Origin of the sequence: Halobacillus sp. Marseille-P3879 (genome assembly GCF_900240285.1) — a bacterium.
Lineage (GTDB): Bacteria > Bacillota > Bacilli > Bacillales > Halobacillaceae > Halobacillus_A.
The window spans coordinates 449,250-472,864 of sequence record NZ_OESS01000003.1 but is presented as its reverse complement, the minus strand read 5'-3'; the positions used below and the strand labels follow the sequence as shown (position 1 = coordinate 472,864).

Below are 23,615 nucleotides of genomic sequence, written 5' to 3'. Positions count from 1 at the left end.
CAAAATCAACGTTCCGAAATGAAGAGGTGGAAGTGTCTGAAGCCAGACCGTAGTACCCGTGTTCAAACGTACTGTCCTGCACGTCAATCATTAGCTCATCATTCACATAAATCTGAATCTGATCTTCTTCTGTTACAGCTTCCACCTTATAGGTAGACGAAGAATCAATTTTCAGCGATGCAGACTCGATCTCTTCCTTTTCACCATCGATATTTTTACTTAATGTCACCTCGTTCTGATTTGCGTCGACTTCCGCAACGTATCCATTAGACCCTTCTTTGTCTGAACGAAAGACTAAACCTCCAGCCCCTTCTCTTCCATTTTTCTCGTGAAGGGTAACATCACCGCTATAATGGAAGGAACTGCCCGAATGATCTGACATAGCGTAAGATACTTGATCAAGACTATTAGACTGGATACCTCCGTCAGGACCAAATTCGCTGGTAAACTCCCAATTTTTCAAATCCGGGGAGGTATAAAACATAATACGATCCTTAGCCGCCAGCGACATCACCCACTGACCTGTGTCCTCATGCCAAAAAACCTTCGGGTCGCGCCAGTCGGCAACTGGAGGATCAGGCATCACAGGGTTCCCTTCATACTTCTCCCACGTCCTGCCTTTATCCACACTATAGGCCAGGCTCTGAACCTGACCCTCAGGCCCTGAATGGGTAAATACAGCTACCATTGCTTCTTCCCCAAATCCGGCCGTATTGTCCCAGTCGATCACTGCACTTCCTGAAAAAATCTGACCGTATTCATCAGGCGATAGTGCAACCGGTAAGTGCTCCCAGTTTACTAGATCCTCACTTACAGCATGTCCCCAGTGCATTGGGCCCCACGTTGTCCCATAAGGATGATATTGATAGAATAAGTGGTACTCGCCTTCGTAATAAACCATTCCATTAGGGTCATTCATCCAGTTTGCTTCAGGTGAAAAGTGAAACTGGTTACGGTAGGGTTCTTCGTAATAGCCGGAATCGTCAGCTGATACCTGCCACGGTGGCCGAACTAAAAGAAAACAGATGGCGAAAAGAAACATCCGTTTTGTTCTCAACCTTTCCAACCTCCTTTTTATAGATATTGGCTATGTGAAATAATGCTGTTGATAGACAACTAGAAAATTAGAAATTCCCTGATAGTCTTTATTAACGATATAGCGTAAACCGAACTTCTATTACCAGTAGTCTATCAGTTTCTGTTCGTTAAGAACGCACCCTGTCTATTAATACAGCTGCCAGAATAACTCCGCCTTTAACAACGAGCTGCGAATAGTAGCTGACGTCCATTAAGGTTAATCCATTGGTGATAACCCCCATTATTAAAACCCCGATAATGGTCCCCTGAATTTTACCGACCCCTCCCGTGAGTTTCGAACCGCCCAAAATAACTGCTGCGATCGCATCTAATTCATACATGTTGCCTGCTGTCGGCTGACCAGAGTAAAGCCTTCCCGCTAAGACCACTCCCCCCAGCCCTGCAAGCAAGCCGCTGATTGAATAAACATTAACTAAGGTTTTCTTCACTTTAATTCCTGTAAGACGCGCTGCTTCTGCGTTGCCTCCAATCGCATAAATGTTACGGCCAAACATAGTGTACTTTAGTACATAAAACATGATCAGGTAGACGAGCATCATAAGATAAATAGGGGTAGGGATGCCGAAAATGGAGCCTGAACCGATAAAGCGAAACGTATTAGATTCGAGGACAACCGGATAGCCTCCACTGCTTACATATGCAAGGCCGCGCACGTAAGTCATGCTGGCCAATGTCACAATAAATGCAGGGAGTCCTGCCTTCGCAGTAAATACACCGTTAATAAAACCTACAAGATAACCGGCTCCAACCCCTAACAGCATAGCCAAAACAGGATGAACCCCAGCTTGAGATGCCATCACAGAGACAACCCCTGAGAGTGCCACGATCGACCCGACCGATAAATCAATGCCTCCCGTTAATATAACGATCGTCATCCCTGCTGCTAATATTGCTGTGACAGATACCTGTTTTAATATATTCGTGAGGTTGGAGGCATCTAAGAAATTGGGAGCAACGAAACTCATGACAATACACAGCAGGATTAAAATAAGAATCATGCCAAGCCTATGCCATACCAGTGTTACGCTCTGTCCAAACTTCATTCCCTGCGGCGGCGTTGGCTGAGGATTTGGCGACAATGCTGATTTCATGATTATTTCCCTCCCGTAGCATAATGCATAATTTTTTCCTGAGTGGCTTCTTCCTTGTGTAGATGCCCGGTGATTCTTCCTTCATGCATTACAAAGATTCGATCACTTACTCCCAGCACTTCCGGCAGTTCAGAGGAAATCATTAATACCGCAAGACCAGCGTCCGCCAGCTCTGAAATAATTTTATGAATTTCCGATTTGGCCCCGATGTCTACTCCCCTCGTTGGTTCATCAAGGAGCAGTACCTTTGGATTGGTCGAAAGCCATCGGGCAATGACCGCCTTCTGCTGGTTTCCTCCACTAAGTCCTGAGATAGGCTGGGCAGGTGAAGCTGTTTTAATTCTCAAATCACGAATATAGTTATCCGCCGATCGATTAAATTCTTTCCAATTAAGCTTCATCCTCTTTTTAAATCTTTTCATCTCTGCCAATAAAATATTTTCTTTCACGGACATATCAAGAAAAATCCCATGTTCTTTTCGACTTTCTGGTACCAAAGCTACTCTGTATTTAATAGCATCTAACGGAGAGCGGATATCTACCATTTCTCCTTGAACCCACACCTCTCCTTTCCTCAAACTTGAAGCACCAAATAAAGATCGGACCAATTCCGTACGGCCGGCACCTACCAGTCCAGCAAATCCAACGATTTCTCCTGGATAAATACTGAATGATAAATTCTGTACAAACGTATTGTCGCTCAACCCTTTCACCTCTAGCGCCGGATAATCATGTTCTCTTTTATATAAACTGCCCTTTCTTCTAAAAAGACCTTTTAAATCGCGTCCAACCATTAGGCTGACTAAGTGATCAGGATTTGTTTCTTGTATGGGACCGCTCTGGATCCACTCCCCATCCCGGAGTACGGTGTAACGGTCAGCAATCTTAAAAATTTCTTCCATCCGGTGGGATATATATACAATCGCTACACCTTGCTTTCGCAGGTCACTTATAATAGAGAATAATCCATCAATCTCTTTATCTGTCAGGGAAGCCGTAGGTTCATCCATAATTAGGACTTCTGCTTTATAGGAAAGCGCCCTCGCAATCTCCACCATCTGCTGCTGAGCCACACTTAAGGTGGAGACGAGTTGTTCAGGCTGCAGGTTGGAGCCCATTGAAGCAAGAACTTCCTTCGCCTTCCTATGTACTCTCTCCCACCTTACTCCACCTAATTTATTCCTCGGGTATTTCGTCCCCATTAGAATGTTTTCGCTGATGGATAAGTTAGGTGATAGATTCAACTCTTGGTGAATTACACCAATCCCCGCTTTTCTAGCTAAGAGCGGATCTTTCCACTGAACTTGTTTTCCTTTATAACTGATCGTCCCACTCTCCTGATCTGGTGCATAAACACCCGACAAAATTTTCATCAATGTGGACTTACCTGCTCCATTTTCTCCCATCAAAGCATGAACTTCTCCTGGATAGAGATCGATGTTTACTTTCTTTAATACAGTCGTACCTGAGAATGTTTTGCTGATCCCTTTCATGCTTAGAATGGGACTCTGAGAGACCGGAGCCGGTTGTATTTTTTCAAAAGTAACCATAATTTCAACCCCACCTTTCTTTGATTTAAGAAAGGTTCCTGCTGTCGCAGCAAGAACCGTCTCATTGTCAGATTGATTTACCAGCCCTCATAGGAATCCAGGTTATCCTGTGTAATTAAATCTACTGGAATCTTTACTATTTCCTCTACCTCTTTTCCATCAAGTACCTGCAGACCAACATCCATCGCTTCTTTTACCATTTCATCAGGATGTTGAGCAGACGTACCTGCGATCGAGCTTCCCTCTTTACTCATCGCTTCAATAACATCAGGAGATCCATCCACACCTACGATATAAAATTCATCCTCACGCTCTGCCTGGTGCTGCGCAATTTCAGCGCCTATGGCAACGGGGTCGTTGTTAGCAAAGACCGCATCGATGGTTCCTTCTTCATTAGCCTGTAAAATACTCTCCATCACCTGCAGTCCTTTTTCACGGCTGCCTTCGCCATTCTGCTTGGCGATCACTTCAATATCCGTACCGTTAATTGTGTCTTCAAAGCCAGCAATACGATCTTTTACTGCTGTTACCGGCGGTCCATCTATAACGACCACATTCCCTTTTCCATCTAAATCTTCGATCATATATTCAGCTGCCAGCACGCCCGCCTGATAGTTATCCGAAGTCACCGTACCGTCAATCCCGCCGTCCGCACCTACATCTACTGAAATAACCGGAATACCTGCAGCGTCTGCCTGAGCCACAGCTCCTGCGATCCCTTCTGAATCAACCGCATTTAGTAAAATTAAATCCACGCCTTGCGTAATAAAGTCTTCAATTTGAGAAGTTTGTTTCGCCAGATCCGCATCGGCTGCCTGAACAATCATTTCAGCTCCCATTTCATCTGCATACTCTTCAGCCGCATCACTCATGGAAACGAAAAATGGATTCGCTAAATTGTTCAGCGTTAATCCGATTTTTAAGTCTTCCTGCCCTCCACTATTGTCAGCGCTTTCATTTTCCTGCCCAGATGTTTCATTGTTTCCACTGCAAGCAGCCAAAAGCAACATAAATATTGCAACTAATAGTATAGATGTGCTTTTAATCAGTCGTTTCATCATACGTTCTCCCCCTTACTGATTTAAAATGTTTTTGAATGCGCTTACATTAAAAGTCAGCTTACTCCTCCTTTCTTTAACACACTGCTAAAGAGTTTTTAAAGCTAAAGTATATGACTGTTTTTGCTTATTAATGACTATATATGCACATGAAATAAATGTCAATAAGTTTTCAGAAAATTATAAAAATAGTATTTAATTACTATTTATTTCAGCAATCTTTCTTCCTTCGTCATTATTACTGCTACACATAATAAATACTCATTTATGACTATTTATGACTGTTACGAATGAAAACTTGATAACACTTTCAATTATAAGAATAAATAAACAAACATAGTTTTTCTTTAATGTTCGGGAATCGATTATAATGGGAGAAGGCTGAAGTTCGCAGAAAGGGGAGCTGCCTCTCATGTTCATGGAAGAAAGGAAAGCTCAGATTTTAGAATACTTACGTCATATGTCAAGAGCCTCGGTTCATGACTTAAGTCTCCAATTTAATGTTTCCGATTCTACCATCCGCAGGGATCTTAAAGAACTAGAGGAGACGGATAACATCAAACGTACCCACGGTGGTGCTATCCTCCTGCAGCCGGTTAGTTTTGAAGCATCAATTGGAGACAGAAAGAAGGACTACATTAAAGAAAAACAGGCGATCGCTAAGAAAGCTTCAGAATTTATCAACCCGGGGGATGCGATTTTACTGGATTCAGGTACCACCACCTATGAACTCGTCAAAGAGTTAAAAACATTCTCCAACCTTTCCATAGTGACAAACTCAATTATTATCATGCAGGAGCTGGCCGACAATCCCGGGTTAGACGTCATGCTGCTTGGGGGGAATTTACGCAGAGAAACGTCAGCGCTCGTTGGTCCTTTTGCTGAACAATCACTTAATATGATCAGAATTGATAAAGCATTTATTGGGACGAACGGCATTGACCTTTATGAAGGGATCATCACGACTCCGAACCTTACTGAATCACGGATTAAGCGAATGATGATTACAAATGCCAGACACACCATACTCATGAGTGATCATAGTAAAATCGGGAAAGTGAATTTCGCTAAAGTAGCTGACCTTACGGAAATTGACTTCTGCATTGTAGATGAAGATGTTCCCGCTCATTTCGAAGAAGATATGAACCGATTTAATGTTAACGTCCATATCGTAAAGCCATAAAATGAGTGACAAAACTGAATAAAGCATAAAAAAATAATCCGAACGATTTTGTTGAAATCAGTTCGGATTATTTATGTCTAAGAAAAAAATTCTTTACCATGGCTCCGAAAATATTACACTTTCCATGACCACGGCTTCAGCTACTTCGAAAAAGCAAAGAGCGCTTTCCTGCAGGATCTTCGAATTGTGCTTCCCACAGCGGTCTTAAGCATTTTGTCTGCGCTGATTATACAATTCAATTATTATGGTTCGTTTTTTGCTACCATTGCTTTACTTATGTCTTACCTCTTTTTCTAGTAGAATAGTTTCATTTTGCAATAGGTTGATAGATAGACTTATATTATGTTAGCGATTCCAGTTTGTGATATAGAAGAGTCTTCAAAAAATCACCACTATCGTCCGCCTGCTAATGGATTATTGACGTTAAAAACTCATTTGTTATAGTTTAGAGAATTACAAAGCCCGTATACGATTAATTGGTCCTTTTAGCGAAAGGGGCACTTGTCCGTGAAAAGCATCCAGCGCCGCTTACTGCTCATGTTACTCGTTTTTATCCTCCTTCCCTACTTCTTATCGATTTTCATTATCTATGGATATACGAAGAATAGCGTGGAACATCATGAGCTTGAGAACAGTCGTGAGCAAATTGATAAGAACTCAAAAGAGCTTGAACAATACGTAGATGAGATAGTGAATCTCCCCTATATTCTTTATCGTGATCCTGATTTATTTCGTATTTTCACTAATGATACAGATGATTCCAGCTACTTGGAAAAAAGTCTGGAGAATTATTACTTAATGCGTGATGAAATGAGACAGGTCAGGTTTTATATGGATCAACAACAAGAATCGTTCACTGTATACAATGCGATGGTGAGCGCCCGAAAAGCAAACCCTGAGCTCCTTGAACAAGAAGGCATCCGGCAGCTTGACCAAACCAGCGAAAAATATGTGATCGAGCCGCCACATGAGATAGAGAATTACAACGACGCTGCCATCGTCCCTGAGTCTGACGACACCATGGTAATGACATTTCACCATAAAGTTACCGATGTTCTATCCAACGAATTCCTGGGCATCATCTCCATGGATGTTGATTTAGATGGTTTGGCTCAAATTGGTAACAGTTTGACTCAATACACTAACGAATCAGTTCTGATTGTAAATGAAGAGAATCAAGTAATGTATGCGAATGATTCCCATCTGCTCGGAAAGCCTCTCCCTTCTAATATTGAAGAGCAAATGAATTCAACTGACGGCGGGGCCGGAGAAGATATCCTTTTATCTTCCACCTTATCAGGCACACTGAAGGATTGGAAGATAGTGAAAATTACTCCAAGTGAAATTCTTTTCCAGGATGTAAGAAGGACAGCATATACCAATATTTTTGTAGGATTGGGCGTTGGAGTATTAGGGTTGATCATGATCAGTCTGATTTCTTACAGAATAACTGATCCAATTAAACGCCTGACGAATAAGGTTCAGACAATTGAAGCTGGAAATATGACATCTCCTTTTGAAGAAAGCCGCCAGGACGAGATTGGTTATTTAGAGAAACATATGAAGGATATGATGGATCGTATCAACTCGCATATCGACCGCGAATATAAACTGGAAATTGAGAATAAAGAAAATCAATTCCGTGCTTTAAAGTCGCAGGTGAACCCCCACTTTTTATTCAACGCCTTACAATCGATCGGAGCTGTGGCCATACGGTCGAAAGCACCGGATGTCTATCAATTAGTCACCTCTTTATCGAAAATGATGCGCTATTCCATTCAAGCAAACGAATGGGTGCTTGTCCGTGATGAGGTAAATTACATAGAGGCTTACCTCACTCTGCAGATGGAACGTTTCCGCAATCAAGTAAACTACTCAATCGACATCAGTGAGTGCATTCTATCGAAAAAAATACCGAGCATGATCCTGCAGCCACTTGTGGAGAACTTCTTTAAACACAGCTACGAAGAAGGCTTTCATGACGCTCATTTAGGAATTTATGGAGAAATTCAACAAGGCTGTATAATACTCAGTGTGAAAAATAACGGACCAAGCTTATCGGATCACGATCTCTACAACTTAAGAGAGAATATCTATAAACCTCAATACGAAGAGCACAATGAGCATATCGGGTTAAAGAATATCCATGAACGTCTCGTACTCAATTATGGTGAAGAAGCAGGACTTACAGTAGGTACTAACGGAGGTAACGGATTTCTAGTCGAGCTTGTTATACCAATGGAAGGCCGACTTACACAACAACCCTCGTAATAAGGAGGAAAGATAATGAAATCTTTAATTGTCGATGATGAAATCAATGTCCGGGAGGTTATACGTTTTTTGGGGGAGTGGGAAAAACATGGGATCACCGATATTTTAGAAGCCGGCAATGGAAAAGAAGCCAAGGCAATCATTGAAAAAGAACAGCCTGAGATCATTTTTACTGATATAAAAATGCCAGGAATGAGCGGCTTGGAAATGATTGAGTGGCTGGATTCGATTTCGTATCCCGGTAAAGTGATCTTCATTACAGGGTATAACGACTATACATTCATGCGAAAAGCCATTAAATACAGCAGCTTTGACTATTTATTAAAGCCTATTGAAGAAGAACCGTTTAACCAAGTACTGAGTGAAGCGGTTGAAAGCTGGAAGCAGGAGGAGGCGGTCCGCAGTATTGAGGAGGGTAAAGAGAAGCTTCAGATCGATCAATCCGTAACGGCTGCGTGTATGGGGGAAGACTTCCCCCTTGAAATTATCCAATCCTCCCTTCCATCAGCAGAACACTATGAAATGACACTGCTCTCTTTTTATCATATGCATCAACCCGATCCATATATGGAAGCTCTGTCTGAAAAGCTCGTTCTGCAGAAATTAGGCCGGGTTTATAAGCTTCACCATGCTCAAAATTTATACTTAGTACTTACGGTCCCTGAGGAATGGTTAACAGCAGAAGAATGGATGAGCAGGAAGCTCGATATTCCGGTTCGTCTCGTAAGTGAAGAAATCATTTCATCCTTACATGAGATGCCACAGACTTTCAAGCAATTGCAGACGGCGCTTGAAACTCATGGCTATAGGTCGATTCACAAATTGAATGATCTGGATGCGGCGCGGAGGATGAAGGACATCGTCTCTTACGTTGATACGTATTACATGGAAGATCTAAGCTTAGAAAGACTAGCAAACCTGTTCTTCTTCAGCCGCGAACATATCTCGAGAAAATTCAAGCAGGAAACAGGTATGCCCTTATCTAAGTATGTTACGAAATTAAGAATTGATCAGGCTAAATGCTGGTTAAGAAAAACTCAAGAATCGATATATTCAATCTCCTTAATGCTCGGTTATCAGGATGAAAAATATTTTTCAAAACTGTTTAAAAAAGAAGTCGGTCTTACTCCTTTCGAGTATAGAAGCGAAAGGAACCCTCAAACCATAAGCAGGTAATTCATCCGTGGGGATTTAAATAGAGGTGACGGAATGAAAAGAGAATTTTGGCAGATGTGTATCGTCGGGACCATGAGTTTAGCGCTTTCCGCCTGTGCAGGAGACCAGGAGACGGAAGAAATTCCCTCAGAAGATCAAGAAGTTACCCTTGAAATTAGAAATCCTAAAGTAGAAATAGCTTCCCAATTCGAACAATTGGTCAACGCTTACGAAAAGGAAAATCCGCATGTTTCCATAGAAGTTTATACCATCGGCGGGGCCATGGATGATTATTCTGACCTTAAAGCACAGATGGCTGCCGGAGACGGTCCGGATATCTTTACAAATCCAGGATATGAACATGCTGAATTATGGAATGACTATTTAGAGGATCTTTCTGATGAACCCTGGATCGATCAGGCTTATGAAGATACACTTTCTGCTGTGACATTTGATGATAAAATCTACGGCATGCCGATAAACTTGGAAGGTTATGGTTTTATTTATAATAAAGATTTATTTAAACAGGCAGGAATCCATTCGCGTCCGGAGACGCTGACGGAGCTTAAGGAAACAGCGGAGCAGCTAGAGGAAGCTGGAATCACCCCTTTCGCCACCGGTTATTATGAAAAGTGGAAGCTGGGAGACCACTTAATGAACACGGCTTTCGCTCAACAAGCGGACCCCGCAGCCTTCATCACCGGCCTTAATCAAGGAACAGAAACAATTTCAACTAATTCAAAGTTTAAAGATCTTGTCACCTTTCTCGACGTTACACTGGCCTATGGCAGCGACGATCCGCTTGATACAGATTACAGCATGGAGATTCAAGCATTCGCCGAGGAAGAAGCCGCGATGATTCTGCAGGGAAACTGGATTCAGCCGGTAATTGATCAGCAGGCACCTAACATGAACATTGGCATTATGCCGATTCCCATTAATGACGACACGGAAAATGATTCCCTGGTTGTAAACACACCAGGTTACTGGGTCGTTAATAAACAAACAAGTTCCGATAAGAAGAAGGAAGCAAAGAAATTTTTAAACTGGATGGTTTCCTCTGAAGAGGGGCAAGTGCATATGACGGAGCATTTAAAATTCCTGCCGGCCTTTAAGCATATCGACTCCGATTCATCAGGCCCATTGGCAGAGGAAACAATGGACTACTATAAAGACGATCGAACTTTGTCTTCGAACTGGTTTGATTTCCCCATCGGGGTACGTGAAGATTTCGGAGCCGCTACTCAGCAGTACATTAATCAAGACATAAACCGTGATGAACTATTAAATGAATACCAGAAGTCCTGGGAATCCGCTCAAGCAGAGTGATCCTTCCCAGGGCTTTTCTTATGTTTTTCCCCCTCTCAGACTGGGATGTCAATTCAAGACGAAATACGAATCAATATCCTCCATATCCAGAGCCGATATCTACCCCTATACTTTTAACTGTACAACAGTGAAGGCGATGAAGACTTCGCTAAAATCAAGGAGGAGGCAGAACATGAATTTAAAAAGGCTGGCAAAACAAGCAACACTAGTTACGCTCAGTACAGCAATTCTGGCAGGAGGTGACGCATTATTAGCCGAAGCGGCACCAAAGGATTCCAAGGATCATAAAGAAGACTATGGAATCTCTCATATTACCCGTTCTGATATGGAAGGAATGATCAATCAGCATGGCGACTCCAAGTATACGGTTCCTGAGTTCGATGCATCTACGATTGAGAACATACCTTCAGCAACAAAGACGGACGAGAATGGCAATGAAATTAAAATGGATGTATGGGATACGTGGCCGCTTCAAAATGCGGATGGAACAGTAGCAGAATATAACGGCTATCACATTCTATTCGGCCTAGCAGGGGACCCTGAGGATCCGAATGACACATTCATTTACATGTTCTATAAAGACGCAGATGACAAATCAATAGACTCCTGGAAAAATGCAGGACGCGTATTTGACGACGAAGATAAATACCAGGCAGACGATAAATACTTAAAAGATCAATCAGAAGAATGGTCCGGTTCTGCTACCTTTACGTCTGACGGAGAAGTTCGCTTATTCTACACGAACCGTACAGAATTTAACGAAAGCAAAGAGCTTTACGGAAAACAGACCCTGACAACCGCACAAGTAAACGTATCAGAGCCGAAAGCCGGTACGCTTAACGTTGACGGCGTAGAAGACCATAAATCTATTTTTGAAGGCGGTGACGGATCTGTTTACCAAAACGTGGATCAAGCCTTTGGTAATGGAGAAATTGATTGGAATGAAAATCACACATTTAGAGACCCGCATTACATTGAAGAAGATGGCAAGAAGTACCTCGTATTTGAAGCAAATACAGGGACTGAATTCGGCTACTCCGGCGAAGACTCTCTTTACAACCGCGAATACTACAGCAACAGCAACAAATATTTTCAAGATGAAAAAGACAAGCTTCTTGAAAGCGACCAGAAAGATCTTGCTGAACTTGCAAACGGGGCGATCGGTATCATTGAAATTAACGATGATTACACGCTGAAAGAAGTAAAAGATCCACTAATTGCTTCTAACACTGTAACGGACGAAATTGAACGTCCAAATATTTTCAAGAAAGACGGCAAATGGTATTTATTCACAAGTGCCCGCGGTTCTAAGATGACCATTGACGGAATTGATGATGAAGACATTTACCTGCTTGGTTATGTGGCTAACTCCTTAGACGGTGAATTCAAACCAATGAACAAAACAGGAATTGTGCTTCACCAGGACCTTGATCCATATGATGTAACATGGAACTATGCGCACTATGCGATTCCTCAGGAAGATAGTGATGAAGTCGTAGTAACGAGCTACATGACGAATAGAGGATACTTTGAAGAAGAGAAATCAACCTTCTCCCCAAGCTTTAAGTTAGACCTTAAAGGAAAGAAATCTTCCGTTGTTGAAGACAGCATCCTTGAACAAGGCCAAATTACAGTAGACGAATAACGATAAGGGAAAATGCCAATAATCGATTGGCATTTTCTTTTTCATCCAGCAAAGAAAGCGGTGAATAACATCATGAAGAAAGCTTTGACTCGCTATCCAAGAATTATAGCAGCCTCCGCCCTCTTCCTACTTATGGTAATAACCGGGGGCCTCGTGCTGCTTCTAACCCCTGATGAAGCTCCTGAGGAAGAGCCGGAACCAGAATTTCACGATGATTCCTATCGCGCGAACTATCATTTCACGACCCCCGATCATTGGAAAAACGATCCTCAGCGGCCGGTTTATTTTAAAGGAGAGTACCACTATTATTACCTTTACAACGGAGATTACCCCGACGGTAATGGAACAGAATGGAGACATGCCACTTCTGATGATTTAGTTCACTGGGAAGACAAAGGCGTAGCAATCCCTAAATATACTAACGAAAATGGAGATCCATGGTCAGGCTCTGTCATCGTTGATAAGGAAAACACGGCCGGATTTGGCCAAGAAGCTGTAGTAGCCATTGTCACCCAGCCTTCTGCTGACGGCTCTCAGGAACAATACCTGTGGTACAGCAACGATGATGGAGATACCTTTGAATCTTATAGTGATGAGCCTGTGTTAGAGAATCCTGGAACGGAAGCCTTTAGAGATCCGAAAGTTATTTGGGATGACCAAAGGGAGAAATGGGTCATGCTTATGGCAGAGGACACAAAGGTTGGCTTCTATGAATCAGATAACTTGAAAAATTGGAACTATACGGGAGGATTTCAAACTGAAGACATCGGCTTAATTGAATGTCCGGATTTATATAGAATGCGGGCTGATGATGGGTCATTGAAATGGGTGCTCGGTGTAAGCGCGAATGGGAAAGAAATTGAAAAACCAAATACGTATGCCTACTGGACGGGCAATTTTAACGGAGACAAATTCACTCCCGACCATGACGATCCTGAATGGCTCGATTACGGATTTGACTGGTACGGCGGCGTAACCTTTACAGATGGGAAAAGCGAAGATCAACTGGATCACCGCTATGCATTAGCATGGATGAATAACTGGGTGTATGCAGATGAGACACCAACCATGACAGAAGGGTTTAACGGTGTAGATTCTGTCGTTCGAAAAGTAGAGCTGAAGAAAAGTGACGACGACTCGTATTACTTAGCTTCCCAACCAAAAGAAGAACTGAAGCAATTAACAAGCTCTTATGATTTTTATGAAAGCATAGAAGTGGAAGGTTCAAAAACACTGGAAGCCACCGGGACGAGTTATCAGCTCGAAGCAGACATTTCCTGGTCAGATCTTAAAAATGCAGGCCTGCGACTACGAGAATCAGACGATTCTTCCCGTCACGTGGATGTTGGTATATCACCAGAAGGACAATACTCATACGTTGACCGCAGCTTCACTGCCCAGCCGGATGAAAATCAAGGGCTCGTAAAAAGTCAGGCTCCTTTTGATTCAGAACAAAAGAAAGTCCACTTGAAAGTGCTGGTGGATAAGACAAGCGTTGAAGTCTTTATTGATGATGGGAAGATAGTCCATTCCAATCAGGTCTTTCCTCCTCTTGAGGACGAAGGCATCACTCTTTTCTCTGAAGGGGGGAAAGCGGTGTTTGAGAATGTAGAAATTAATCACTTACACTCAATCATTGAATAAAGCCAGCAAAACCCTATTGAATCAGAAATTCAATAGGGTTTTTCATTTAGGATATTAAGATGTCTATACTTAAAGCTCAACAAAATTTAAACACCAGATTAAAACTATCATAATGTTCCTCCCTTATCATAGATAGTGAAAAGATAGATGGAAGGGAGAGATGGACATGAAGCAGCTGGCTGTGATTCTAATGATGATGGGAGTGTTCGTAATGCCGTGGATCGGCACAGAAGGAAAAGTCCTGGCTGAGCAAAGTAAAATCAAAAATGAAAATCAGGTACTCAACATCGCCCACCGAGGCGCCTCAGGCTATGCTCCTGAGAACACGATGGCCGCATTCGATAAGGCTTTCAATATGAAGGCTGACATGTTTGAAATCGATGTTCAGATGAGTAAGGATGGAGAACTCGTAGTCATTCATGACACAACCGTTGACCGCACCACTGATGGAACAGGAAAAGTAGGTGACCTTACATACGATGAACTGCAGCAGCTTGACGCAGGCAGTTTCTTTGGTGAAGAATTTGCCGGCGAAAAAATTCCTACACTAGGTGAAGTCCTTGATGAGTATAAAGGAAAAATCGGTATCCTTATTGAAATGAAATCTCCTTCCCTTTACCCAGGGATTGAAGAAAAGATCGCGGAGGAACTCAAGAAGCGTAACCTTGATAAGCCAAACAACGACAAAATTATCGTTCAATCCTTTGAGCATAATTCCGTCCAAGCTTTTCATTCTATTCTTCCGGACGTTCCAGTAGGAGTCCTGTTAAGCTACAGCGGTGACGGCATTTCCAATGAGCAGATGATTGAATTTTCCTCCTATGCGGAATACGTGAACCCGAATATGGCTATGATCGATACGGAGCTTGTAGAACGCATTCATGAGTATGGCATGCAAACCCACCCATGGACGGTCCGTGACCAGGAGTCTGCAGATTACTTATTAGAAGTAGGAGCCGATGGAATTATTACGGACTACCCTGATTATGTAGATCCTCGTAAATAAAATAATTGATTAATAACAGGTGCCCCATTATATGGAGCACCTGTTTCTTTTATTAATATAGTTTTTGAAGGGCTGCTTTCTCAAAAGGCAGTAAATCATCAGCTCTGCCCTCTTCTACTTTTCGCACCCACTCTGGATCCATTAAGAGGGATCGACCAATGGCTACTAAATCAAACTCTTCCCTGTCGAGCTTTTCAATTAAGCCATCAAGGCTTGTCGTTTCAGCACCGGAGAAGCTGGTGAACTCTCCATTTAATCCTACAGAACCAACAGATATAACAGGTTTGCCTGTCAGCTTCTTCGTCCACCCTGCCAGGTTCAAATCAGACCCTTCAAATTCCGGCTCCCAGAAACGGCGTGTGGAGCAGTGGAAAATATCCACTCCCGCGTTAACAAGCGGCTGTAAGAAATTCGCCAATTCGTCCGGTGTTTTTGCAAGCTTTGCATTATAGTCATTCATTTTCCATTGAGAGAAACGGAAAATGATAGGGAAATCAGGACCCACTTCACGGCGGCAGGCTTCCACTACCTCAACAGCAAACTGTGTGCGCCCAACAAGATCACCACCATAGCGGTCAGTCCGTTTGTTCGTCTGTTCCCAAAAGAACTGGTCAATCAAATAACCATGAGCTCCATGAAGTTCAATCCCGTCGAACCCAATACGCTTAGCATCAGCAGCTGCCTGTGCATAGGCCTCTACCATATTGACCACTTCTTCTTCCGTCATCGATTCGGTTACCTTCTCCCCGTCCAGGTTTAATCCAGATGGACCGACTGGTAAGGTTTCTTCATTAGGAAGCTCCCCTTCCTTACGGGTCATTCCTACGTGCCACAACTGCGGTACGATTTTACCTCCTGCATTATGGACTTCCTCTACTACCCGGGACCACCCGTTTAACGCTTCCCCATGAAAAAGAGGGATGCTGTCACCAGAAACAGAAGATGGATGATTAATGCCCGTTCCTTCTGTAACAATCAGGCCGACATTGTTTTCCGCACGGCGGCGGTAATAAGCAACTACCTCCTCATTAGGAATGCCCCCAGGTGAAAAACCCCGGGTCATCGGGGCCATCACCGTTCGGTTCGGTAAATTTATATTTTTACTTGTAAATGGTTTAAATAAAGGTTCTGTCGATACATTTGTATGACTCAATTGTGATCTCCCTCTTTCTTTAATGATGAGAATTATTATTTCAAATTATTTTAAGGAAGAAAAGAAATCTGTTTCTAAACACGGATCGATGTGTACGAACGAAGAAGACATTTGAGATAAACTAAGTCTGTAACACCGGTTTAATAAACCCACTCCCTATTAAGGATTAACTACTTTTAAGGCTTTTAGTCATGAGGTCAATCCTTCATTTCTTTACGACGTGCCACGTTTTTCAAAATAGAATCCCCCTTCAACTATTAAAATAAGTATCGTACACTTACACTCTTATAGACAGATAGAAGTTAAGAAATTCTTTGGAACTTCCCTCAATTCCTTGTTTTTTCCCTTCCGCATCTATCTTTACGAAGTGAACCTTCATTTTTGAGCTTTTTTTACAGATCCCGACTTCTCCGATTATTAGCCAGCTTTCTACACGTCCAGTAATAAATCCTTAACTACAATACGCTTCAGCTCTTATCACGTTTCAAACGGACGTTTTGATAGATTTTTAATTTTAAAATTAGTCATTTTTTGATTTTTCGGTTAATATAAATGGTAAGTGACAAACACTTACCATTTAATTTTAAAGGGGATATGCTATGGAAACGTCGATGAAGCTTGCAGCGGTTGCGTTGTTAATTCTTTTAACAGCTTTTTTCGTTGCAAGCGAATTTGCGATTGTTAAAGTAAGGAAGACGAAAATGGAAGCCAGGGCAAATGATGGAGATAAAAAGGCTAAAAAGGCGTTGAAATTAACGAATAACCTTGATTATTACCTTTCAGCTTGTCAATTAGGGATTACAATTACCGCCTTAGGCTTGGGCTGGCTGGGTGAGCCAACGTTAGAAGTCATTTTGTACCCGTTACTGGAAGGAGCTAACCTGCCATCCGGAGTATCTCACACCATAAGCTTTGCTATTGCGTTTTTCATTATCACTTTCTTGCACGTAGTTTTGGGAGAACTGGCACCTAAGACAATGGCTATACAGAAAGCGGAGGCCATTACTTTAATGTTAGCCACCCCATTAATTCTCTATAGTAAGCTGATGTATCCATTAATATGGCTTTTAAACGGTTCAGCAAACTTATTGATCCGCATGCTTGGATACCAGACCGCAAAAGAATCTGATGAAGTTCATTCTGAAGAGGAACTGCGTCATATTCTTACCGAAAGTTACGAAAATGGAGAAATCAATCAATCTGAATATGAGTACGTCGATCGAATATTTGAATTCGACAACAGAACAGCCAAAGAAATTATGGTTCCTCGAACAGAAATCTCTGTTATAGATATTAAAGATCCGACCAAGGATTCTTTAACTTATATTAAAAATGAAAGGTTTACGAGATATCCGGTTATCCAAGGGGATAAAGATCATATAATCGGAGTCATTCACATTAAAGAGCTTTTTCGAGAAGGATTAGAAGAAATCGAAACATTAGAAACTTATGTCCATCCTGTTATCAGGGTATTTGAAAATATCCCTATTCATGACCTGCTGATTAGAATGCAAAAAGAAAACACTCACCTCGTAGTCCTAACGGATGAATATGGTGGAACTTCTGGTATTGTAACGGTTGAAGATATAATAGAAGAAATCGTTGGTGACATACGCGATGAATTCGACCAGGAAGAAGAACAAGATATTACGAAAAATAAAAACGGCACCTACACATTAGATGGAAAAACCTCTATTTCTGATGTAAATAATTATTTTGACATCGACTTAAAAAACGGAGAAGTCGACACCATTTCAGGCTGGATCTTAAAAAACAATGTAGATGCCATAGAAGGTACAGTGATTACTGGAGATACGTTTTACTTTAAAGTCATTCAAAAAGAGGATGCTCAAATTCAAAAAATTGAAGTTTGGCCAGAACCTGAGGACGACGAAGTCATTGCATAGTTTTCTTTCAAAGCACGCAGCTATTTTCTGTTGTGTGCTTTTTTATTTTAACTTTCCTGTTCTTCAAGACACTTATAGAAATACAGTGCAACCCCCAAGTCTCCCTATAGTTGATTTATCTACATCCATCCACTGTAAACTTCCCTCAACAAACTGAGCACCCTCGTTCAGTCAGTCAATTTAAAACAATTTGTTCACCTTCCCTCATGCCTTATTAAATGAAAAGTATACGCTGTAGCCTAACTTCAATGAATAATAAAATCACCCTGCATCAATCAGCATCATAAATGTGATGATTGAAAGCAATACTAACAGCTGAAGGATGATTCCCGCTATGCTTAGAATCATTCCTGAGACTGCCATCCCTTTGCCGCCTTGATTAGTATTTCTAATTACGGTTGAAGCCTTCTTTGAAAGAACCACGCCTGCAATACCAGTTCCTATTCCAAGGGATATCAGAATAGACAGCACGCCTAATGTTAATGAAAGGATAGAATGAGTACTCGTTTGATTCGTTTCCATAAAATAACCTCCCTTTTTTTAGAATTGATTTGTTATGTATTACGCCCGTAAAAATGGGCGCCGTCAACTAAGCTGCAGATGCCCTTAAAATCGACAACCATGCCTTCATCGCTATTGTCCAATTTCATTCGCACAACTTTTTAACCATCTCCCAGAGTCTCCTCCATTATTTAACGATTGATATATAATTTTGTTTCAATTATTGAAGCCTCTTTTTCTAAGTAATGGAAAGAGTATAGTCAAAAAAATAAGGAATGCGCGAACTAGTATGATTAAGGTTTTAGTTCTGGTGAAAACCTTGGTAGAATGGAGCATAGTACAACTTAAAAAGTGGGTGTGTTTAAAGTGAAAGAAACGGAAGTAGAATTGTTAAAGTTAATCGAGAAAAACGCTAATTTAGAAGTTAGCAAAATTGCAAAGCTAATGGGTAAGAGTATAGATGAGGTACAGCAGCTGCTTAGTGACTTGGAAGAAAAGAAGGCCATACTTGGCTATTCTACGCTGATCGACTGGGCCAAAGTACTCGATGTAGAAGAAGTTACTGCAATGGTTGATGTCAAAGTCACTCCGGCTCGCGGGGTCGGGTTTGATAAAGTAGCTGAACGTATTTATCGTTTTCCTGAGGTGAAAGCTGTATATTTAATGTCAGGCGCATATGATCTTTCTGTTTCTGTAAAAGGAGAAACAATGACAGAAATCGGAAATTTCATTTCTGAGAAATTGTCCACGCTTGATTCCGTACTGTCAACGACGACGCATTTCGTATTAAAACGTTATAAGCATGACGGCATTATTCTTCATGACGATGATGACGACGATAAAAGAATTGTGGTATCACCATGAATAAAACCTCATATGTGTCTAAGCAAATAGCGGATTTAAAGCCCTCAGGTATCCGTCGCTTTTTTGACTTAGCGGCACAGATGGACGATGTAATTTCCCTTGGAGTTGGCGAGCCTGATTTCGTTACTCCGTGGAACTTTATCGAGCAGAGCTTTCATGCTCTTGAACAAGGTTACACGTCTTATACGGAAAATGCCGGTATGCTGGAGCTTCGTCAGGAAATCAGCGGTTATTTAAAAAGAAACTTTCAACTTTCATATAAACCGGAAGATCAGGTTATTGTCACTGTTGGAGCCAGTCAAGCAATCGACCTTGCATTGCGGACAGTGATTGAGCCCGGAGATGAGGTTCTTGTGGTCGAACCAAGCTTTGTGGCTTATGTACCGACTGTCAGTTTAGCCGGGGGTACACCAGTGACCATTCAGACTAAACCGGAAAATGATTTCAAACTAAAACCGGAACAAATTGAAGAAGCAATTACACCGAGAACGAAAGCCATTATGCTGTGTAATCCGAATAACCCGACTGGAACCTTCTTATCACGTCAGGAATTGGAACAGCTGGCAACCGTGATTGAAAAACACGATCTGCTCGTTTTGTCTGATGAAATTTATGCTGAACTCACCTATGATGAAGCGTACACAAGCTTTGCGGCTCTCCCAGACATGGAAGAACGCACCATTCTAATCAGTGGTTTTTCAAAAGCTTTTGCTATGACAGGATGGCGTCTCGGCTATGCAGCAGGACCGTCAGAAATCATTGAAAGCATGGTAAAAATCCATCAGTACACGATGATGTGCGCACCTACCATGGCCCAGCATGCTGCATTGGAAGCGATGAAGAACGGAGAACCCAGTGTCCACGAAATGATCGAAAGCTATAAGCAAAGAAGGAATTTTATTGTAAGCAGCTTAAATGAAATTGGATTAGAGTGCCCAAATCCGGGCGGCGCCTTTTATGCCTTTCCTTCCATTAAAGCGACTGGATTATCTTCGGCTGAATTTGCAGAGCAGCTGCTGCAGGAAGAGCAGGTTGCTGTCGTGCCCGGAGAAGTATTCGGAACCAGTGGAGAAGGCTACATCCGCTGTTCCTACGCAACCTCCCTGAAACAACTGGATCAAGCAATGGATCGTATCAAACGGTTCGTAGAAAAGCGCAAATAAACTATGGAAAGGGAGCTTCTCTTAATGAAGAAGTTCCTTTTCTTATGTTCTCAGGAGTAATTTTGTGGTTGTTATATCTCAGCTTTAAGCAAATTAACCTCTAACCATCCCGTCACTCCACCTATAATTACACCAATCATACAAAATACTAACCACACCTGCTGATTATTGGGCTTTTTAAAGGAATGCCATCCTACCATTCCGAATAGAACTCCTTCAATGACGAACTATGGTTCAATTAATAAAAATCCCATAACACTTACGCATGTTCTTCTATATTGAACGAACTTGCTTTGACCTTACTAACTCCTGTCACTTCAAGAATTCGCAGGACTAAGTTAGCGTAACAGTGCTAATTTATGCTCTCATTATATTTACTTATGAAGGATAATCCGTTCAAGAATGTTATGAGTAGGCTTGTTCAATTAACTTCCATCGTTAGAATAAAACATTCTCCATCTAGATTTTGAAAAACCCTTACCACTTCGTATTTAATAACTCCGTTTTTTTCTTTTGATATTCCTCTTTACTAATCATGTTATCCTCTTTCAGACGGTGAAGCTGCCTTATTTGGGTTTCGGGGTCATTTGAGCTCCCAGCCTGGGGAGCACCCTCTTTTTCAAGATCAGCTCGATAAACAGATGCTCCACTATCAGAGCACAAATTGAGCACGTGATAACCTGTAATGACTATTGCAGCGATCGTCCAAATGATCCCAAATGTTCCTAACTGAGATGATAAGGTAATTCCTGCAAATATAAATATACAGCCGATTACTATCCCCAAAACCGACGCACTCTTACTTGGTTTTATACGATAACGAGAAGCCAATGTCTCTGCCCCTCCTCCTGTTTATTAAAACAGCATTATTTACTTTTTTCCCTCGCCTGAAGAACCCCACTCATTTCCAGATTTCCCCCAGAATATTAAAAACACCGCAGAAGAGATAATCCCTAAAAAAACGAGAATGAATCCCATTATATTTCCTCCTTTGGGCTGTTAGCTGTAATGTCGAGCATCAGGAACTACCTTTCCTTTTCATCCTCCCGTATGAAGGTTCATAGTTCTATTACGATTCACACTCTTCGCAGTTTCACTAGAATCTAATTTCTAATTTTGCAAACCTATAAAATTACATTCGTCACTCATACCAAAAAATATTACATTAAAATGACGAAAATATGTTTAACTGTAACATATAACCGGAACACACTAAATGTAATACATTATCTAGGAGGTTAATAATGATTAGAATGTTGTCTGTCGTTTTGTTCGCTTTTTTAGTAGTTTTCGGATTTCAGACTTCAGTGTCAGCTGACGATCATGGAGAACCGCCTGTGGAAGAACTGGAACAACAATTTAATGACTTAATGAACCTGGAAACCAATGATGATGGCGAAGTAGTGAATTATGATTCCAAAGATCGTTTGGAAGAAGAATTCAAAAGCATTATGGTTGCTCCTTTAGCAGATGATTACCTCGACACTTATTTTTATGAAGAAAACGATAAATTGTATATAGAAGAAATGGATGGACCTTATCAACTACAAACCGATCAAAATTATGATTTAGAAAAGGTCAGTGACAGTCAATATACTCTTACGCAGGAGGGAGAAAATCAATTAAGAGGAGAATACACCCTCACGAGTGATTACAGCTACGAAGCCGGCAAATGGGTGTTTGCGGATCGAATGGATCGAGTAGATGATGAAGGAGGAAGTTTACCAGACACCGCCACTTCAAACCCAGCTATGATGGCCATTGGGGGTATGGTTACCGTACTTGGGGCAGGGCTATTCCTCGGAAGAAGAAAAGTAGAATAAGATAAAGCAGCAATAGATCGCTTCAGTTCACAAAAAATCCGAACTATCTTTAACGTTTCCCTCATAGGATTCAAGATAGTTCGGATTTTTCTTCTTATCGTCATGACCAAAATTTAGAGATCGAGACTATATTTTTGCCCAAGGCTCTTCTCTATTGATTACTCTTCTCCTTCCATTGCTTCTTCTTTTGTTTTATGAACGGTCCCGAATGGATGCTCAGGCGGGGCGTAAATCGTATATAATTTAAGTGGTTTGTCTCCTGTGTTGGTTAGATTATGCCATTTACCAGCTGGAACCATAATAGCATAGTCATCAGATACTTCTTCTTCAAAAGTCAGCTGGTCTTCCCTATCCCCCATTTGAACAAGGCCTTCTCCCTCTTCGATCCGCAGGAATTGATCTACCTCTGGGTGGATTTCTAACCCTATGTCTTCTCCTGCCCCAATACTCATCAACGTCACTTGTAAATGCTCCCCCGTCCACAGGGCGGTACGAAACGTATCGTTCTGCTTTGTGGCCTTGTCAATATTTATGACAAAAGGTTCGGTTCCAAAATCTTTGAGTTCCGTATTGCCTCCGTGATCAGCTAACGAGCTGAACCGCTCAGCGAATCCTGTCTCATTATGACACGCTCTAAGAAATACATCACTTAACGGTAAATGCTGTGTAAGTAAATAACCGTTTCGGTACTCTTCATAGTTTTGAACTGCTAATTCATATGCTTTTTGCAAACCATCAATATAATTCTCAAAGGCCACCTTCTTCATTTCATACTCCGGCTGGCTGCCTGTATAGGTCATATACAAGTTAGTGAATTGATTTAAGAGGAGGTTTTCGTTTTCGGCACCATGGAGAAGTTCGTTTTTATCAGCCTGATTTGGTGCAGCATCTGCTAATCTTCGGTATAAATCAATGGCTGTCACTTTAGTCTTTATTCCGTTACGCAGAGCTTCCACTACTTGCTCATTATTTCTTGTCATATACGCAGCAGGGTCGTAATAAGGATGCGGATAATAGTACATGTTTCGCTCATTCCCTTCCTAAGTTCATGACACTATCCTATGCATCAGGTTACACGAATGTACGCTGCCTCCTTATAAACATAATCTAGCAAAAACTCCCTCTTGCAGAGGGAGTTCAGACTGTCGAGAAAGTCTCGACAGTCTTTATTTTT

At 41.7% G+C, this 23,615-nt stretch carries 19 protein-coding genes and 1 pseudogene; 11 read left to right on the top strand and 9 right to left on the bottom strand.

All coding sequences use genetic code 11. The features are described 5' to 3' along the window. Positions 1 to 418: 418 nt before the first annotated feature. From C1A12_RS21435 to C1A12_RS16690, 4 genes and pseudogenes are all read right to left on the bottom strand, one after another. A pseudogene (locus tag C1A12_RS21435) lies at positions 419 to 1,042 on the bottom strand (glycoside hydrolase family 32 protein); the annotation flags it as partial. A gap of 163 nt (positions 1,043 to 1,205) precedes the next feature. Beyond that, positions 1,206 to 2,189, bottom strand: coding sequence for an ABC transporter permease (locus C1A12_RS16700; RefSeq protein WP_306417017.1), 984 nt, complete (start codon positions 2,187 to 2,189; stop codon positions 1,206 to 1,208). Positions 2,190 to 2,191: 2 nt separating this feature from the next. Continuing rightward, entirely contained in the window at positions 2,192 to 3,739 is a 1,548-nt protein-coding gene (locus C1A12_RS16695; RefSeq protein WP_101845641.1) for a sugar ABC transporter ATP-binding protein, read from the bottom strand. A gap of 77 nt (positions 3,740 to 3,816) precedes the next feature. Next, positions 3,817 to 4,800 (bottom strand): substrate-binding domain-containing protein, encoded by a 984-nt coding sequence (locus C1A12_RS16690; protein ID WP_235001644.1) that lies wholly within the window; start codon positions 4,798 to 4,800, stop codon positions 3,817 to 3,819. Positions 4,801 to 5,209: 409 nt separating this feature from the next. On the opposite strand from C1A12_RS16690, the gene C1A12_RS16685 reads away from it, so the two are divergent. The 7 genes from C1A12_RS16685 to C1A12_RS16655 all read left to right on the top strand — a co-directional run bounded on the left by C1A12_RS16685 (position 5,210) and on the right by C1A12_RS16655 (position 15,030). Next, positions 5,210 to 5,980 carry a DeoR/GlpR family DNA-binding transcription regulator gene (locus C1A12_RS16685; protein ID WP_101845638.1) on the top strand — a complete coding sequence of 257 codons (771 nt, stop codon included), beginning with the start codon at positions 5,210 to 5,212 and terminating at the stop codon, positions 5,978 to 5,980. Positions 5,981 to 6,487: 507 nt separating this feature from the next. Continuing rightward, positions 6,488 to 8,251: a histidine kinase gene (locus C1A12_RS16680; RefSeq protein WP_101845636.1), complete on the top strand. Its 1,764-nt coding sequence runs from the start codon at positions 6,488 to 6,490 to the stop codon at positions 8,249 to 8,251. A 15-nt stretch (positions 8,252 to 8,266) separates the two neighbouring features. After that, positions 8,267 to 9,427 (top strand): response regulator, encoded by a 1,161-nt coding sequence (locus C1A12_RS16675; RefSeq protein WP_101845634.1) that lies wholly within the window; start codon positions 8,267 to 8,269, stop codon positions 9,425 to 9,427. A 33-nt stretch (positions 9,428 to 9,460) separates the two neighbouring features. Further along, positions 9,461 to 10,735: an ABC transporter substrate-binding protein gene (locus C1A12_RS16670; protein ID WP_101845632.1), complete on the top strand. Its 1,275-nt coding sequence runs from the start codon at positions 9,461 to 9,463 to the stop codon at positions 10,733 to 10,735. Between the two features lie 172 nt (positions 10,736 to 10,907). Continuing rightward, positions 10,908 to 12,380: a glycoside hydrolase family 68 protein gene (locus C1A12_RS16665; RefSeq protein ID WP_101845631.1), complete on the top strand. Its 1,473-nt coding sequence runs from the start codon at positions 10,908 to 10,910 to the stop codon at positions 12,378 to 12,380. A 72-nt stretch (positions 12,381 to 12,452) separates the two neighbouring features. Further along, positions 12,453 to 14,024 (top strand): glycoside hydrolase family 32 protein, encoded by a 1,572-nt coding sequence (locus tag C1A12_RS16660; RefSeq protein ID WP_101845629.1) that lies wholly within the window; start codon positions 12,453 to 12,455, stop codon positions 14,022 to 14,024. Positions 14,025 to 14,184: 160 nt separating this feature from the next. Next, the gene (locus C1A12_RS16655; RefSeq protein WP_373420480.1) at positions 14,185 to 15,030 is read left to right on the top strand and encodes a glycerophosphodiester phosphodiesterase; all 846 of its coding nucleotides are present in this window, start codon (positions 14,185 to 14,187) and stop codon (positions 15,028 to 15,030) included. A gap of 52 nt (positions 15,031 to 15,082) precedes the next feature. On the opposite strand, the gene C1A12_RS16650 is transcribed toward C1A12_RS16655, so the two are convergent. Continuing rightward, complete coding sequence (locus tag C1A12_RS16650) at positions 15,083 to 16,183, bottom strand: NADH:flavin oxidoreductase (RefSeq protein WP_101845625.1); 1,101 nt, start codon at positions 16,181 to 16,183, stop codon at positions 15,083 to 15,085. A 599-nt stretch (positions 16,184 to 16,782) separates the two neighbouring features. On the opposite strand from C1A12_RS16650, the gene C1A12_RS16645 reads away from it, so the two are divergent. Further along, positions 16,783 to 18,090 carry a hemolysin family protein gene (locus C1A12_RS16645; RefSeq protein ID WP_101845623.1) on the top strand — a complete coding sequence of 436 codons (1,308 nt, stop codon included), beginning with the start codon at positions 16,783 to 16,785 and terminating at the stop codon, positions 18,088 to 18,090. 261 nt (positions 18,091 to 18,351) lie between these two features. On the opposite strand, the gene C1A12_RS16640 is transcribed toward C1A12_RS16645, so the two are convergent. Continuing rightward, positions 18,352 to 18,612 carry a DUF4190 domain-containing protein gene (locus C1A12_RS16640; protein ID WP_101845621.1) on the bottom strand — a complete coding sequence of 87 codons (261 nt, stop codon included), beginning with the start codon at positions 18,610 to 18,612 and terminating at the stop codon, positions 18,352 to 18,354. A gap of 345 nt (positions 18,613 to 18,957) precedes the next feature. Between C1A12_RS16640 and C1A12_RS16635 the strand changes: the two genes are divergently transcribed. After that, positions 18,958 to 19,455, top strand: a complete 498-nt coding sequence (locus tag C1A12_RS16635; RefSeq protein ID WP_200816609.1) for an Lrp/AsnC family transcriptional regulator — start codon at positions 18,958 to 18,960, stop codon at positions 19,453 to 19,455. After that, the gene (locus C1A12_RS16630) at positions 19,452 to 20,618 is read left to right on the top strand and encodes an aminotransferase (RefSeq protein WP_101845619.1); all 1,167 of its coding nucleotides are present in this window, start codon (positions 19,452 to 19,454) and stop codon (positions 20,616 to 20,618) included. The genes C1A12_RS16635 and C1A12_RS16630 overlap by 4 nt, the downstream gene beginning before the upstream one ends. Positions 20,619 to 20,689: 71 nt before the next feature. Here the strand turns inward: C1A12_RS16630 and C1A12_RS21535 are convergent, their stop codons facing one another. Together C1A12_RS21535 and C1A12_RS16625 are read right to left on the bottom strand one after the other, a co-directional pair. Next, positions 20,690 to 20,818: a hypothetical protein gene (locus tag C1A12_RS21535; RefSeq protein ID WP_255408424.1), complete on the bottom strand. Its 129-nt coding sequence runs from the start codon at positions 20,816 to 20,818 to the stop codon at positions 20,690 to 20,692. A gap of 277 nt (positions 20,819 to 21,095) precedes the next feature. Beyond that, the gene (locus C1A12_RS16625; RefSeq protein ID WP_101845617.1) at positions 21,096 to 21,449 is read right to left on the bottom strand and encodes an SHOCT domain-containing protein; all 354 of its coding nucleotides are present in this window, start codon (positions 21,447 to 21,449) and stop codon (positions 21,096 to 21,098) included. 413 nt (positions 21,450 to 21,862) lie between these two features. On the opposite strand from C1A12_RS16625, the gene C1A12_RS16620 reads away from it, so the two are divergent. After that, positions 21,863 to 22,441 (top strand): LPXTG cell wall anchor domain-containing protein, encoded by a 579-nt coding sequence (locus C1A12_RS16620; RefSeq protein WP_101845615.1) that lies wholly within the window; start codon positions 21,863 to 21,865, stop codon positions 22,439 to 22,441. A gap of 158 nt (positions 22,442 to 22,599) precedes the next feature. On the opposite strand, the gene C1A12_RS16615 is transcribed toward C1A12_RS16620, so the two are convergent. Further along, positions 22,600 to 23,463, bottom strand: coding sequence for a cupin domain-containing protein (locus tag C1A12_RS16615; RefSeq protein WP_101845613.1), 864 nt, complete (start codon positions 23,461 to 23,463; stop codon positions 22,600 to 22,602). Between the last annotated feature and the right edge of the window lie 152 nt (positions 23,464 to 23,615).